Below are 13,637 nucleotides of genomic sequence, written 5' to 3' on the forward strand. Positions count from 1 at the left end.
ACAATCGCTCTTTGCTGCGATGAAACAGATATGGGGGAGTGGTCGGCGCTTTACCAATGACAAAGCCCGTCATGTTCCCAAAACCCGCGATTTCGGGCGGTTCAGCCCCTGCGACGCCGCCTGCGCCCGCCGCTTTCACCACTGCCGCCGGTGTTGAAGGACGGGTCGGGCAGGGGGGCCACCTTGGCCAGCTCGGGGAAGGGCGCGGCGGCATGGGGGATACCGTTGGCGGCCACGAAATGCTCCTGAAAGCGGGGCTCGATGGCGGTTTCGACCTTGGTGATCTCGCGCACGATCTTCTGCACCTCTGTCCGCGCACCCCGGTTGAGCAACGCGATGCGTGCGCCCGTGCCGGCGGCGTTGCCCGCGCTCGTCACCTTGTCCAGCGGCGCATCGGGGATCATGCCCAGCACCATCGCGTGCTTGGGGCTGATATGCGCCCCGAAGGCCCCGGCCAACACGATCCGGCCGACTTCATCCACGCCCAGCTCGTCCATCAGCAGCCGGGCGCCGGCGTAGAGCGCCGACTTGGCGAGCTGGATCGCCCGGATGTCGCCCTGGGTGACGGTGATGCGCGGGCCGCCCTCGGCGGTGCCATCTTGGATGAGATATTCATAGGTGCGGCCCTGGGGGGTGATCCGGTCCGTTCCGGTGGCCTCGGCGGAGCCGATCAGTCCCGAGCGGTCGAGCAGGCCGGCCATGCGCATTTCGGCCACGGCCTCGATGATGCCGGAGCCGCAGATGCCGGTGATGCCGGTGGTTGCCACGGCAAGGTCAAACCCGTCTTCGGTGTTCCAGAGATCACAGCCGATGACCTTGAAGCGCGGCTCCTTGGTGGCCGGGTCTATCTCGACGCGCTCGATGGCCCCGGGCGCGGCTCGTTGGCCGGAGCTGATCTGTGCCCCCTCGAAGGCCGGGCCGGTGGGGGAGGAGCAGGCCAGCACGCGGCGCTTGTCACCCAGCAGGATCTCGGCGTTTGTGCCGACATCGACGATGAGGGTCAGCTCCTCGGCCTTGTGCGGGGCCTCCGAGAGCGCCACGGCGGCGGCATCCGCCCCGACGTGCCCGGCGATGCAGGGCAGCACGAAGGCGCGGGCGGCGGGGTGGATGGCGCCGGGCAAGAGGGTGGCGGCGGGCAGTTCCATCGCGTCGGAGGTTGCGAGCGCGAAGGGGGCCTGGCCCAGCTCGACCGGATCAATGCCAAGCGCGAGGTGATGCATGACCGGGTTGCAGACGAGGGTGATCTCGAAGATCGTGTCCGGCTCGATCCCGGCTTCTGCGGCACAGGCGCGGGCAAGGTCGGCGAGGGCAGAGCGGACAGCCTCGGTCATCTCCTTGTCGCCGCCGGGGTTCATCATGGCGTAAGAGACCCGGCTCATCAGGTCTTCGCCGAAGCGGATTTGCGGGTTCATCACACCGGAGGAGGCCAGCACCGCGCCGGTTTCGAGATCGCAGAGATGGGCCGCGATGGTGGTTGATCCAAGGTCAATCGCCAACCCGTGCAGCGGCCCTTCGTGAAACCCGGGCCAGAGGGCGAGGAGGCGCGGCGCATCGCCCGGGTCATGCACGGCGCAGGTGACCTGCCAGTTGCCTTTGCGCAGCGTGGGTTGAAGTTGAGGCAGGAGTTCAGGTGCAACCTGCAAGCCTTTGATTGACCATGCTTTCTCTAGCGCTGCCTTGAGCCGCTCAAGGTCGCCGGTTGGCGCGTGCATGTCGGGCTCTTCAACATCAACCAAGTAGAGCCGGGTGGCCGGATCCATTTGAATGGCGCGGGTGCCGGCGCTCTTGCGGATCACCTGCTTGTGCACCTGGCTCTCGGGCGGCACGTCGATCACGACGTCTTTGTTGATCTGGGCCTGGCAGCCAAGGCGGCGACCCTGCTTGAGGCCACGCACCCTTTCGTACCGCGCTTCAACATCATTCCAGTCCGAGAGCGCGTCTTCGGCCACTGTCACGCCATGCTTGGAAAACTGGCCATATCCCGGGCTGATCTGGCATTTCGAGCAGATTCCGCGCCCGCCGCAGACGGAGTCGAGATCGACGCCGAGTTTGCGGGCGGCCGAAAGCACCGATGTTCCGGCGGGCACCCGACCGCGTTTGCCGGATGGGGTGAAGATGACGAGGGGGTCTGTCATTGGGCAATACATCCGTCAATTTCGGCCCGGATCAGGCGGGAGAGGTCATCGGGCCGGTCGGCCCAGAAGGGGGGCAGCTGAAGCTCGGCCTTGTCGCGGCTGGCGGTGGGGCAAGGACCGCCCGCGAGCAGCTCGCAACGCACCTGAGCGCCGGGGCGGGTGTGGAAGGTGAGCAGGCCGGGCAGGCCGAGCACGGGGTTGCGCGAGGTGGTTTCGATGCGCTCCGGGTCCAGCGCGGTGAGCGGGGCGATGAGCACGCGGTTTTCAGCCTCAAACCCTTTTGGGTCAATCACTTGCGTTGTGATCCTCAACTCGCATTTGGCCAAGGTATAGTCGGTCTGGTAGGTGAACTGCCCGGCGCTCCACTGGGTGGGAAAGGCCTCGTCTTCGCCCGTGCCGGTTGTTTGGCTGCGGCGCGCAAGGCCGAGGGCCAGCGCGGCGACCACGCCGAGGACGAACAGGGCAGAGATTGAAAGGATGGCGATTTTCACGCGGCGGGCCTCCGGGCGGACGGCCCTTGGATGCCCGCTTGGGGACCGTCTGGCAAGGGGCGGATTAGATCGGGCTTGCGCAGCGGTCGAGCTGGCGATTGAGCGCGGCCAACAGTGCCTCGGCCTGCGCCAGCGCCTGCGGCGGAACCGGAATGACGGCGCGAGCCACCTCCTCCGGGCAGGGGGCATCGTTGGCCGTGCGGCAGCTGTGGACCTCCTGATGATGCAGACGGGGCGAGGTCAGTATGGCCGCCGAAAGCCCCATCGGCGCTTCGGGCGCGGTCACGAGCCGAGCCGGCGACAGTTCGGCCATGATCATCCGGTGCTCGCGCCCCTCGCCGCGCCGCTCGGGTGGAGAAAGCACTTCGAGGGTCACGTCCAGGCTGCAGCGGCCGATGTACATGTTGGCCTCGAATTCCGTGCCTTCGTGGCTCCAGCGATAGGGCAGGTGCAGGGCTTCGCGGGTAAAGGGTGGCCGGTTGAGCCAATTGATGATCTGCGGCACCGCAACGGCCAGCAGAGCACCAACCAGCAGAATGACCGCCCCGACGATGGCAAGAGTGGCGGTGGAGGAGCGTGCATCTTTCATCGCGGCCGAGCTTGGAAATTTTCGAGGGCGGTGGCAAGAGGCCGCTGTGGAATGAGGGAGCAAGCCAGAGTGGGCCGCATTGCCCCCGGTCAGACACAGCTGAGCGGTGCGGGGGTGAAGTGCAGGCCCGTTCTGGGCGACGAAGGCGATGCGGCCCCCCATGTCCATGGTGTCTAACTTGCGCCTCAAGAGCTAACGGGCGGTTAACCGTGCCTGCCGCCGTGGGTGTTTTAGCCCTGAAAACTTGCATCAAATCCCGCTCAGGCGCGCCGCCGACGACGCCCGCCACGGCCCGTGCCGCTTGCGGAAGCTGCTTTGGACGCCTCTGCAAAGCTCTCGCCGCCTTCCACCGCGTCAAGGATGCGGGAAAAGCCGATCCACGCGCCGCCGTTCGGGTCGTGGTTCATCAGCAGGTTGGCGGCGCGGATGGCTTCCATTTCGACGGCGCGCACGGGGTTCATGATGGCCGAGGTCATGCCTGCGCAGATCGCCATTGGCAGGAAGGCTGCGTTGACGCCGTGGCGATGGGGCAGGCCGAAGCTGATGTTGGAGGCGCCGCAGGTGGTGTTGACGCCGAGCTCGTCACGCAGGCGGCGCACGAGGGTGAAGACCTGATGCCCGGCGGTCGCCATGGCCCCGATGGGCATGACGAGGGGGTCGACCACGATGTCATGCGCTGGGATGCCAAAGTCGGCGGCGCGCTCGACGATCTTCTTGGCAACCGCGAAGCGCACCTCGGGGTCTTCGCTGATGCCGGTGTCGTCATTCGAGATCGCCACCACCGGAACGTTGTATTTTTTAACCAGCGGCAGCACGAGTTCGAGGCGTTCTTCCTCGCCCGTCACCGAGTTGAGCAGGGGGCGGCCCTCGGCCATTTCGAGGCCGTTTTCCAGCGCACCGGGCACCGAGCTGTCGATGCAGAGCGGCACGTCGACCACGGCCTGCACCTTTTCGATCAGCTGCTTCATCAGCATTGGCTCGACGAAGTTGTTATCGGCGTAGCGCGGGTCTTCGGCCATCTTGTTGGTGAAGACGGCGCCCGAGTTCACATCCAGCACCGTTGCCCCGCAGGCGACCTGCTCCAGTGCGTCGCGCTCGACGGTGGAAAAATCGTCCATCTCCAGCTCGGCGGCCAGCTTCTTGCGGCCCGTCGGGTTGATCCGCTCGCCGATCACGCAGAAGGGCTCGTCGAAGCCGATGGTAACGGTCTTGGTCTTGGACTCGATGACAGTGCGGGTCATGTGGCTCTTTCTGTGGGGTCAGGCGGTTTGGGCAGTCGCAGGCGCGCCGTTCTCGGCGGCCCATGTGGCGCAGGTCTTGATCCCGCCGAGCGGGAAGAAGTGGACCTGTTCGATATTGGTGGCGCGGCCCTCGGCGCGGGCAGCGGCAAGGCCGGAGAGCACCTCGGACGGTTCGAAGGGCATGACCAGCTTGGTCACATCCTTCGCGCGGCGTTGCAGCACGCGCAAGGAGGGGCCGACACCGCAGGCGATGGCGAATTTGATCATGGTTTGCAGCTTGGCCGGGCCCGCGATGCCGATGTGGATCGGCAGGGTGATGCCTTCGGCGGCAAGATCATCGGCCCATTGCACCACCGGGTCCGCCTCGAAGCAGAACTGGGTGGCAATGGCCATTTCGGCATCTGTGCGTTCGGCAAATTTCTGTTTCCAACGAAGGGCTTGCATGACGTTCTTAACGCCGCCGTCCGGGTCAATGTCGCGGTTGCCCTCGGGGTGGCCAGCGATGTGCAGGCGCTTGAAGCCGGCGCGGTCAAACAGGCCGGTTTCCATCAGCTGCATGGAGTCGGAGAATTCGCCGTGGGGTGTGCTGATCCCGCCGCCGAGCAGCAGGCCCTCGGTCACACCGGCCTCTCCCTGATAGCGGGCGATCCAGTCTTCCAGCGTGGCGGCATCGGGGATGATCCGCGCCGGGAAGTGGGGCATCACCTCGAAACCCTCATCGGCGATCCGGGCGGCAGTGGCCACCATGTCATCAATCGGGGTGCCGTCGATATGGGCGATGTAAACCCGGGTGCCCTTGGGCAGGAGTGCGCGGAAATCCTCCACCTTCTCGGCGGTGCGCGGCATCACCTCGATCGAGTAGCCCTGAATGTAGCCTGCCACGTCGCCGGTTTGCGGGGTGGGGCTCTTGCGGCGGAAGTTGAGGATGTTCATGGCGCGCTCCCAGAAACGGATCATGTCAGGCCGATTTGGCCCAGCCATCATTCGCGATCAGGACGCGGATCACATCCGGCCCATGCTCGCTGTCCAGACGCTCGGCGGTTTCCTTCGCCACGGCATCGGGGTCACCCTCTGCCGTGCCCGAGGGCACCTTGCGCCACTCCGAGAGGTAGGCATCGCTGTCTTTCGCGCCGATCTTCATGGCACAACGGTCAATCGCCTGCTCAAAGCGCTCGGGCAGCACCGCTTTGGATCCGCGCCGGCCCTTGCCGACGATGACCTGTGCGGGGATGTCCCGCCAGTAAACCACGGTGATTTCGGCCATTCAGCCCGTCCCTTCGCTTGCCCAAATGGGCACCTCTCAAATCCCGTCTACGCGGAATCACCGCCTGCCCACGCGCGAATTTCGACATGGTGAGAAGCGGAAACGACAAGCGCCCGTCGCATTCGATCCTACCGGGGGTTGCGGTGTGGTTAAAGGCGGGAGGGGTGCCAAAAATTTCATGTTAATCATGAGGTGGCTGCGCCCCGGCAAAACAGTTGCTATCGGCACGCAATGGGCGTTACGCTGGAGCCAACTCGAAATGGAGGGCGTCATGCCCGCGAAGCGTCCCACTGGTGCGGGCGCGTTCCCCAAAGCGGTCGAACCACCTGCACCGCCGGTTGCCGACCCAGTTGCCACATATGCGGCGCTGGACCTTGGCACCAATTCCTGCCGGATGCTGGTGGCCCAGCCAAAGGGCAGCCAGTTCCACGTGATTGACAGCTTTTCGAAGTCTGTCCAACTGGGGCAGGGGCTTGAGGCCTCTGGCCGGATCAGCCGTGCGTCGATGGGGCGGACGGTGCAGGCGATGCGAATCTGCCGCAAGAAGTTTCAGAAGCACCGGGTTGAGCGGATGCGGCTGGTGGCGACAGAGGCCTGTCGCCGCGCTGAAAACGGGGTTGAGCTGATCGAGGCGGTGCGGCGCGAGACGGGCCTAGAGTTGGAGATCATCCAGCCTGAGGAAGAGGCCCGCCTTGCCGTTGTCAGCTGTGCGCCGCTGGTTTCGACCCGCACCGAGCAGCTGCTGGTTGTCGATATCGGCGGTGGTTCGACCGAGTTGGTCTGGATCGACATTTCCCGCGTGCCGCGTGCCGACCGGCCCAAGGCGATCATGCGGCTGCACAAGGGTTTCGTTGCCGAGCCGGGGCCGTTTGCCGCCGCCAAGGTGGTGGATTGGATCTCGATCCCGCTCGGCGTGGCGACCCTGCGCGACCAGTTTCGTGACGTGAAAGGGGATGGCGCGCGGTTTGCGCTGATGTCTTGCTATTTTGAGGACATGTTGGCCGAGTTCACCCCCTATCAGGCCGGTGTGGGGCGCGAGGGCTTTCAGATTATCGGCACCTCCGGCACGGTGACCACGGTTGCCGCCTCCCACCTTGGTCTGCGCCGGTATGACCGCAACAAGGTGGATGGGCTGCGAATGACATCGACCCAGATCGACTCGGTGATCCGGGGATATCTGATGCTGGGCGATGCCGGGCGGCGGGCCGATCCGCGCATCGGGCGGGATCGGCAGGCGCTGATCATGTCGGGCGCAGCGATTCTGCAGGCACTGATGCGGGCCTGGCCGACCGACCGGCTCTCTGTGGCCGACCGGGGGCTGCGCGAGGGCCTGCTGTATGCCCAGATGAGCGCGGATGGGGTGCTGGAGGACGGGCCGTTTTGACGGCTGGCGGGGTGGCTCCCACCTTACTGCCTGCCCTGAGGGTGGGAGACCCCCACCGATCGACGGAACTTGCGCCAGCCCGGACTCCACGCTAACCCGCAATCATGGCCAAGAAACCCACAGGTAAGAACAGCTCCGGACGGGGGATGCGCGACCTTCGTGTGAAGGTGAAGTCTGCGCGCGGGCGCAAACTGTCGTCGACGCTCTGGCTTGAGCGGCAGTTGAACGACCCCTACGTGCAACGCGCCAAGCGCGAGGGCTATCGAGGCCGCGCGGCCTTCAAGATCATGGAACTGGACGACAAGTATCGGTTTCTCGTGCCCGGTGCGCGGGTGGTGGACCTTGGCTGCGCGCCCGGTGGGTGGTGTCAGGTGGCGGTGCCCCGGATCAACGCGCTTGGCGAGAAGAGCGGCAAGGCGCAGGGGCGGATCATTGGGGTGGACCTTCAGGAGGTCGAGCCGATTGCCGGGGCCGAATTGCACGTGCTGGACTTCATGGAAGACGGCGCGGATGACACGGTGAAGGCCTGGCTTGGTGGCGAGGCCGATGTGGTGATGTCCGACATGGCCGCCGCCTCCTCGGGCCACAAGCAGACAGACCATTTGCGCATCATCGCGCTCTGCGAGGCGGCGGGCTATCTGGCCTTTGACGTGCTGGCCAAGGGCGGCACTTTTGTGGCCAAGGTGTTGGCCGGCGGCGCGGAAGGGGAGCTTCAGAAGCTGCTGAAGAAGCGCTTTACCAAGGTTGTAAACGTCAAGCCGGGCGCCAGCCGCGCCGATAGTTCCGAGAAGTTCGTGGTCGCGACCGGCTTCAAGGGGCGCGACGAGGACGAGTGACTTCCAGAGGCTGAGGGGCGGGTAGGGGCTTTTGCGGCCTGCGCGCGCGATGCCTCTGCCACCAAGTCATGCCAAGGGATCAGTGCGACAGCCCATTGATCGGCAGCTTTCATTCGCTGGCATTAGGGAAGAACAGCTGTTTGCCGTTGGGGGCGAAGGCCTCGATGGCGTTTTGTCCCTCGGGGCCAAGGAGCCAGCGGGCAAAGCTTTGTGCCTCGTCGATCCGGGTGGCGGGGCAGGCGGCGGGGTTGACGATGATGATGCCGTATTGATTGAAGAGCCGGGGATCGCCTTCAACGAGAATCTCGAAGTCGCCCTTGTTGGCGAAGGTATCCCAAGTCGCCCGGTCGGTTAGCACATAGGCCCCTTGCGCCGTGCCAAGGTTGAGGGTGGCGCCCATGCCGGAGCCGGTTTCAAGATACCACGCGCCGGAGCCTTGTGTTGGGTCGGTGCCCGCTGCCGCCCAGAGCGCCCTTTCGGCCTTGTTGGTGCCGCTGTCGTCGGCGCGGGAGGCGAAGGCGGCCTGCGCCTCGGCGATGCGGGTGAGGGCGACGACGATATCTTCGCCCGCCGCGCCAGCCGGGTCTGCCTTTGGGCCAACAAGCACGAAATCATTATACATGAGCGGATGCCGCGCCAGCCCCTTGCCCTCGGCCACAAAGGTCTCTTCGGCGGCTTTGGCGTGGGTGATGAGCATGTCGCCGTCGCAATTGCCTGCGTTCTTAAGCGCTTGCCCGGTGCCAACGGCAACCACGCGCACGTCAATGCCGGAGGAGGCTTCGAAAATGGGAAGGATGTGCTCGTAGAGCCCCGAGTTTTGCGTGGAGGTGGTGCTCTGAACGGTCAGGTGGCTCTGCTGGGCAGAAACGGGGGCAGCGGCGAGCAGGAGGGCGGCGAGGAGGGGGCGGATCAGCGAAGTCACAGGATGAGTCGTCCTTCAAGATAGGCCTGCGCCTGAGGCGAGGCAGGGGCAGAAAAGAAGCGGGAGGCGGGGGCGTGCTCGGCCACACGCCCTTCGTGGAGGAAGGCCACATCACCGGCCAGCCGCTCGGCCTGCGCGCGGTCGTGGGTGACTAGAAGCACCTTTACCCCGTTGCCGGCGGCCCGCAGGGTGATTGCCTCAATCGCTGCGGTCGCCTTCGGGTCCAGCGAGGCGGTGGGCTCATCGAGTAGCAACAGGGCAGGGTCGGCGGCGAGGGCGCGGGCCATGGCCAGCCGCTGTTGCTCGCCGCCCGAGAGCGTGCGGGCCGGGGCCGTGGCAAGGGCGGTGAGATCGCATTGTTCGAGCAGCTGCGCCACGCGAGGTGCGCGCAGGGCGCGAGGCAGGCCCGCCAGTTTGAGCGCATGTGCAAGATTGGCCCGCGCGGAGCGGCGCAACAGCACGGGCTTTTGAAACACCAGCGCGGGGCGCGCGAGGCGCGGGGCAAGGTAGATGTCGCCCAGATCCGGGCGGATCATCCCTGCAATCGCGCGTAGCAGGAGGCTCTTGCCCGCGCCGTTGGGGCCGAGCAGCGCGGTGATGCCGTTGGCCCCCAGCGACAGATCCACACCGCGCAGCAACGCGCGCCCGCCGAGTGCGAGGTGGAGGCCCTGCACCGCGATGCCGGGCTCGGTCCCTTCCACCTCCGGGCGGGCGAGGGGGATGACGCGGCGCTCAGCCATGAGCGGGCTCTCCGATGCGCTGCCGTAGCCCCATGAGCGCGGCATTAATGGCAAGCGAGGCGACCAGCAGCACTATTCCGAGCGCAAGGGCGAGGGCAAGTTCGCCGCGCGAGGTTTCCAGCGCGATGGCGGTTGTCATCACCCGGGTCAGGTGGTCGATATTGCCGCCCACGATCATCACCGCGCCGACTTCGGCCATGGCGCGCCCCAGCCCGGCGAGAGCCGCCGTGACCAAGGCTGGCCGCGCCTCCCACAGAAGGGTTGCCATGGCTTGCGCACGGGTGGCCCGCAGGGCGCGTAGGGTTTCGGAGAATTCGATATCGAGATCGGCCACGATCTGGCGGGTGAGGGCCGCGATGATGGGGGTGACCAGCACAACCTGCGCAATCACCATTGCAGTTGGTGTGTAGAGCAGCCCGAGCGCTCCAAGCGGCCCGGCGCGTGAGAGCAGCATGTAAAGCACCAGCCCGACAACGACCGGCGGTAGCCCCATGGCCGATGACACCATCAGCGAAAGCGCCCCGCGCCCGCGAAACCGGCCCACCGCAAGCAGCGCGCCGAGCGGAAAGCCGATGGCGCAGGCAATGAGCACGGCAAGCCCAGTGACCTGCACGGAAAGCGCCAGAATTTCGAGGAAATCGGCATCGGCCCGGACGATCAGCCCGGCCGCTTCGGAAATGGCCTCGCGGAATGCAGACATGGCAGCGTGCCCCTCCCTCGGGCCCTCAAGCGGCACTCTAGGAGGAAATCACACGAAGCGGAAAGCAGACTTTCGACGGTGTTGCGCAGTGATGCGACATGGAAAAGGGGCGGCACCGTGGCACCGCCCCTTTTTAGCATTGTCATGTCGCCCGGTTTAGAACGCGTAGTTCAGGCCCAAAGAGAAGGTGTCGGCGGAGACGTCGTTGCCCGAGGTATCACCGAAGTCATCAAACTGATGGTTCAGATACTCGCCGCGCAGGCGAATGTTCTCCGTTGCGGCATATTCGAGGCCCGCGCCGAGCACGTAGCCGTCGCCGCTTTCGCCATCGGCGTTGAGGTTGGCAAAGCCTGCAGTTGCATAGGGCAGGAAGTTGCCAGCGTCATAGCCAAGGCGCCCTTTCAGGGCGAGCACGTCGCCATCGGATTCGCTGCCGCCGGAATCAAGCTGCAGGCTCTGGTAGGCCAGTTCGCCGCCGTAGACGAGCGAGCCGTTGTCCCAGAGATAGCCGGCTTGTGCACCGAAAGAGTTGTTGATGTCGAAGTCGGCTTCGTCATCGTCGCCTTCAACCGAGCCGCTGCCGGTGCCGAGCGAAAGACCGGTGTAAAAGCCGGTCCAGTCTGCGCCGAGGTCAACGACGGGGGCCGGAGCCGTTACGACTTCTTCCACGACGGGCTCTTCGAGGTTGCCTGCAAGGGCGGGAGCGGCCAGCACCGCGGTCAAGGCGACCGGGGTGAGGCTTGTGAGAATGATCTTACGCATAGGTATGGTCCTCTGTCCTTATTGCTGCGTCGAATGGAGAACGCTGGCGGGACGGGACCGTTCCTTCACGAAATCCGGCGATTGCGTGAAGTGACGCGAGGGCAGGGGAGGCATGGGAGAAGGGCGGCTCGAGGCCGTGGGGGGAATGGCGGAGAGACAGGGATTCGAACCCTGGGTGGGCTTGCACCCACAACGGTTTTCGAGACCGCCCCGTTCGACCACTCCGGCACCTCTCCGCGTTCCTGTGGTCTCAGGTGGCGCGGATGTATAAGAGCGTCGCGGCGGGCGCAACCCTATTGATGCGCCTTCCGGCGTGTTGATTTTCAGGGTGTGTGTTCTGCCAAGATGCCGGGGCGAGCGATTGGAAGCATCTTTCTCAAATTATTGGCATTGGCTTGGAAATGCGCCGCCAAGGGCCTATTGCATAACAACTGCACGACAACCTTGCCCTTTTTCGGGAGCTCCATCGCTCATGTTGCGTTTTCTTGCCCATTCCTGCTCCGCCGCTGCGCTTGCTCTGGCGGCCCTGCTGGGTGCGCCCGGCCAATTGGCCTTTGCCGAGACAGCAGGCAGCGAGCAGGCCCAAGCCGGTGCGGAGCCTGCACCGCTGGCGGCGGATGAAACGCAGGCGCTGCTTGAGGCGCTGGGGATGGACAAGCTGTTTCCGATCCTGCGGGAGGAGGGGCTTGCCTATTCCAAGGCGCTGGAGAGCGAGCTGTTTCCCGGTGCAGGTGGAGAGGCGTGGCAGGGGATGGTGGGCGAGATCTACGCCCTCGACCGGCTCGACAAGGTGATGGCGCGGCATCTGGCAGAGGAGATGGCCGGGGTCGACGTTGCGCCGCTCATGGAGTTTCTCACAAGCGAGCGTGGCCGCAGGATCGTGACGCTGGAAGTGACCGCCCGCGAGGCTTTGCTGGACGAGACGGTCGAGCAGATGAGCCGGGATGCCTATGACGAGTTGCGTGGTGAAGAGTCGCCCCGGCTGGACGCCCTGCGGGGCTATATCGAGGCAAACGATCTGGTTGAGAGCAACATTGCCGGTGCGCTCAACGCAAACTTCGCTTTCTATCAGGGCCTTGCCGCTGGCGGGGCGCTGCCGGCGGAGATGAGCGAAGAAGACATGCTGCGCGATGTCTGGATGCAGGAACCTGATATTCGGGAAGAGACGGAAAGCTGGGTTTGGTCTTACCTCGCCCTGGCCTATCGTCCGCTGGAAGATGCCGACATCGAGGCCTACACCGCTATTTCGAAAACGCCGGAAGGGCGGGCTTTGAACCGGGCGATGTTTGCCGCTTTCGATAAGCTCTTTGCCGATATCTCCCGCGACCTCGGCCTTGCCGCCTCGCGCTTCATGGTCAGCGAAGACATCTGAGGCCCCGGCGCGAGGGGGGCAGATTGCCCGCCCTAGGGTACGACGCCCCCTTGACAGGAAGGGCTTTCCGCCCGATAAGCCGCGCTCTACCCGGTAAAGGGTGGAAAATGCACGTAACAAGGCCCATTTGAAGGGCACGCTGTTCGAGGTGGCCGATAGGCTGGCAACGCCCCGTGAAGGGGGACCGCAGGAACGCGAAAGAGTAAGGAAGATCAGATGTTTGCGGTTATGAAAACCGGCGGCAAGCAGTACAAGGTGGCGAGCGGCGATGTGCTGCGCGTCGAGAAGCTGGCCGCAGAGGCGGGTGAAACCGTCCAGTTCAACGAGATTCTCATGGTTGGTTCCACCGTCGGCTCCCCGATGGTTGACGGCGCTGCAGTGCAGGCCGAAGTGATCGACCAGATCAAAGGCGAAAAGGTTATCCATTTCGTCAAGCGCCGCCGTAAGCACGGCTCCAAGCGCACCAAGGGCCACCGCCAGCAGCTGACCCTGCTGCGCGTCACCGACATCCTCGAAAAGGGTGGTGACAAGTCTGGTGTGAAGGCCGCCATCGGCGCTGGCTCCGTTTCGGGTGCCGCCGTGGCTGCTGCCGTGAAGGACGCGCCGAAGAAGGCCGCCAAGAAGGCCGAAGAGAAGCCCGCCGCCAAGAAGGCCGAGGCTCCGAAAGAAGAAAAGAAAGCCGCTCCCAAGAAAGCCGCTAAGGCCGAGGGTGGCGACGATCTCAAGCAACTCTCGGGTGTTGGCCCGGCGCTTGAGAAGAAACTGCATGAAGCGGGCGTGACCACTTTCGCCCAGATCGCCGCCTGGACCGCAGACGATATTGCCGCAATGGACGAAAAGCTTTCGTTCAAGGGCCGTATCGAGCGTGAAGGTTGGGTCGAGCAGGCCAAAGATCTGGCCTGAGCCGAGAAGGAGTAGAGAGATATGGCACACAAGAAAGCAGGCGGTTCTTCCCGTAACGGCCGCGATTCCGCAGGCCGTCGCCTCGGCGTCAAGAAGTTCGGCGGCGAAGCCGTCATCCCCGGCAACATCATCGTGCGTCAGCGCGGCACCAAGTGGTGGCCGGGCGAGGGCGTGGGCCTTGGCAAAGATCACACCATCTTTGCGACGTCCGAAGGCAACGTGAAGTTCCACAAGGGCATCAAAGGCCGCACCTTTATTTCGGTTCTCCCGGTGGCGGAGGCCGCTGAGTAAGCCGGAC

Annotated in this window: 15 protein-coding genes and 1 tRNA gene; 5 read left to right on the top strand and 11 right to left on the bottom strand. The window is 64.9% G+C overall.

What is annotated here, in order from left to right; translation table 11 throughout:
• Positions 1-101: 101 nt before the first annotated feature.
• The 6 genes from FHY55_RS09635 to FHY55_RS09660 all read right to left on the bottom strand — a co-directional run bounded on the left by FHY55_RS09635 (position 102) and on the right by FHY55_RS09660 (position 5,720).
• Entirely contained in the window at positions 102-2,135 is a 2,034-nt protein-coding gene (locus FHY55_RS09635; protein ID WP_140013989.1) for an ASKHA domain-containing protein, read from the bottom strand.
• Positions 2,132-2,626, bottom strand: a complete 495-nt coding sequence (locus tag FHY55_RS09640) for a hypothetical protein (protein WP_140013990.1) — start codon at positions 2,624-2,626, stop codon at positions 2,132-2,134. Before FHY55_RS09640 ends, FHY55_RS09635 begins: the two co-directional genes overlap by 4 nt.
• 64 nt (positions 2,627-2,690) lie before the next feature.
• A complete protein-coding gene (locus FHY55_RS09645) occupies positions 2,691-3,215 on the bottom strand; it encodes a hypothetical protein (RefSeq protein ID WP_140013991.1) in 525 nt (174 codons plus the stop codon).
• A 260-nt stretch (positions 3,216-3,475) separates the two neighbouring features.
• Positions 3,476-4,456, bottom strand: a complete 981-nt coding sequence (locus tag FHY55_RS09650; protein ID WP_140013992.1) for a methyltetrahydrofolate cobalamin methyltransferase — start codon at positions 4,454-4,456, stop codon at positions 3,476-3,478.
• Between the two features lie 18 nt (positions 4,457-4,474).
• A complete protein-coding gene (locus tag FHY55_RS09655) occupies positions 4,475-5,389 on the bottom strand; it encodes a methylenetetrahydrofolate reductase (protein WP_140016067.1) in 915 nt (304 codons plus the stop codon).
• A gap of 25 nt (positions 5,390-5,414) precedes the next feature.
• Entirely contained in the window at positions 5,415-5,720 is a 306-nt protein-coding gene (locus FHY55_RS09660) for a virulence factor (RefSeq protein WP_140013993.1), read from the bottom strand.
• A 271-nt stretch (positions 5,721-5,991) separates the two neighbouring features.
• Between FHY55_RS09660 and FHY55_RS09665 the strand changes: the two genes are divergently transcribed.
• The gene (locus FHY55_RS09665; protein ID WP_140013994.1) at positions 5,992-7,104 is read left to right on the top strand and encodes a Ppx/GppA phosphatase family protein; all 1,113 of its coding nucleotides are present in this window, start codon (positions 5,992-5,994) and stop codon (positions 7,102-7,104) included.
• Positions 7,105-7,208: 104 nt separating this feature from the next.
• Positions 7,209-7,940: an RlmE family RNA methyltransferase gene (locus tag FHY55_RS09670; protein WP_140013995.1), complete on the top strand. Its 732-nt coding sequence runs from the start codon at positions 7,209-7,211 to the stop codon at positions 7,938-7,940.
• A 109-nt stretch (positions 7,941-8,049) separates the two neighbouring features.
• Here the strand turns inward: FHY55_RS09670 and FHY55_RS09675 are convergent, their stop codons facing one another.
• The 5 genes from FHY55_RS09675 to FHY55_RS09695 all read right to left on the bottom strand — a co-directional run bounded on the left by FHY55_RS09675 (position 8,050) and on the right by FHY55_RS09695 (position 11,300).
• On the bottom strand, positions 8,050-8,853 hold the full coding sequence (locus FHY55_RS09675) for a substrate-binding domain-containing protein (protein ID WP_140016068.1): 804 nt from the start codon (positions 8,851-8,853) through the stop codon (positions 8,050-8,052).
• A gap of 5 nt (positions 8,854-8,858) precedes the next feature.
• On the bottom strand, positions 8,859-9,602 hold the full coding sequence (locus FHY55_RS09680) for an ATP-binding cassette domain-containing protein (protein WP_140013996.1): 744 nt from the start codon (positions 9,600-9,602) through the stop codon (positions 8,859-8,861).
• Positions 9,595-10,302: an ABC transporter permease gene (locus FHY55_RS09685; protein ID WP_140013997.1), complete on the bottom strand. Its 708-nt coding sequence runs from the start codon at positions 10,300-10,302 to the stop codon at positions 9,595-9,597. Before FHY55_RS09685 ends, FHY55_RS09680 begins: the two co-directional genes overlap by 8 nt.
• A 156-nt stretch (positions 10,303-10,458) precedes the next feature.
• Positions 10,459-11,064, bottom strand: a complete 606-nt coding sequence (locus FHY55_RS09690) for an outer membrane protein (protein WP_140013998.1) — start codon at positions 11,062-11,064, stop codon at positions 10,459-10,461.
• 146 nt (positions 11,065-11,210) lie between these two features.
• A tRNA-Ser gene (locus FHY55_RS09695) sits at positions 11,211-11,300 on the bottom strand.
• Positions 11,301-11,536: 236 nt separating this feature from the next.
• Here FHY55_RS09695 and FHY55_RS09700 point away from each other — a divergent pair.
• From FHY55_RS09700 to rpmA, 3 genes are all read left to right on the top strand, one after another.
• Positions 11,537-12,436, top strand: coding sequence for a hypothetical protein (locus FHY55_RS09700; protein ID WP_140013999.1), 900 nt, complete (start codon positions 11,537-11,539; stop codon positions 12,434-12,436).
• Between the two features lie 216 nt (positions 12,437-12,652).
• Positions 12,653-13,339: a 50S ribosomal protein L21 gene (locus tag FHY55_RS09705; RefSeq protein ID WP_140014000.1), complete on the top strand. Its 687-nt coding sequence runs from the start codon at positions 12,653-12,655 to the stop codon at positions 13,337-13,339.
• 21 nt (positions 13,340-13,360) lie between these two features.
• Complete coding sequence (gene rpmA / locus FHY55_RS09710; protein WP_140014001.1) at positions 13,361-13,630, top strand: 50S ribosomal protein L27; 270 nt, start codon at positions 13,361-13,363, stop codon at positions 13,628-13,630.
• Positions 13,631-13,637 lie beyond the last annotated feature (7 nt).

The organism is Oceanicola sp. D3, assembly GCF_006351965.1.
GTDB lineage: Bacteria > Pseudomonadota > Alphaproteobacteria > Rhodobacterales > Rhodobacteraceae > Vannielia.

What these genes read in the sequence shown, in the direction of transcription:
- rpmA (WP_140014001.1), top strand. Translation starts at nt 13,361, where the DNA reads ATGGCACACAAGAAAGCAGGCGGTTCTTCCCGTAACGGCCGCGATTCC.
- FHY55_RS09635 (WP_140013989.1), bottom strand. Translation starts at nt 2,135, where the DNA reads ATGACAGACCCCCTCGTCATCTTCACCCCATCCGGCAAACGCGGTCGG.
- FHY55_RS09705 (WP_140014000.1), top strand. Translation starts at nt 12,653, where the DNA reads ATGTTTGCGGTTATGAAAACCGGCGGCAAGCAGTACAAGGTGGCGAGC.
- FHY55_RS09665 (WP_140013994.1), top strand. Translation starts at nt 5,992, where the DNA reads ATGCCCGCGAAGCGTCCCACTGGTGCGGGCGCGTTCCCCAAAGCGGTC.
- FHY55_RS09645 (WP_140013991.1), bottom strand. Translation starts at nt 3,215, where the DNA reads ATGAAAGATGCACGCTCCTCCACCGCCACTCTTGCCATCGTCGGGGCG.
- FHY55_RS09680 (WP_140013996.1), bottom strand. Translation starts at nt 9,602, where the DNA reads ATGGCTGAGCGCCGCGTCATCCCCCTCGCCCGCCCGGAGGTGGAAGGG.
- FHY55_RS09655 (WP_140016067.1), bottom strand. Translation starts at nt 5,389, where the DNA reads ATGAACATCCTCAACTTCCGCCGCAAGAGCCCCACCCCGCAAACCGGC.
- FHY55_RS09650 (WP_140013992.1), bottom strand. Translation starts at nt 4,456, where the DNA reads ATGACCCGCACTGTCATCGAGTCCAAGACCAAGACCGTTACCATCGGC.
- FHY55_RS09690 (WP_140013998.1), bottom strand. Translation starts at nt 11,064, where the DNA reads ATGCGTAAGATCATTCTCACAAGCCTCACCCCGGTCGCCTTGACCGCG.
- FHY55_RS09660 (WP_140013993.1), bottom strand. Translation starts at nt 5,720, where the DNA reads ATGGCCGAAATCACCGTGGTTTACTGGCGGGACATCCCCGCACAGGTC.
- FHY55_RS09685 (WP_140013997.1), bottom strand. Translation starts at nt 10,302, where the DNA reads ATGTCTGCATTCCGCGAGGCCATTTCCGAAGCGGCCGGGCTGATCGTC.
- FHY55_RS09670 (WP_140013995.1), top strand. Translation starts at nt 7,209, where the DNA reads ATGGCCAAGAAACCCACAGGTAAGAACAGCTCCGGACGGGGGATGCGC.
- FHY55_RS09700 (WP_140013999.1), top strand. Translation starts at nt 11,537, where the DNA reads ATGTTGCGTTTTCTTGCCCATTCCTGCTCCGCCGCTGCGCTTGCTCTG.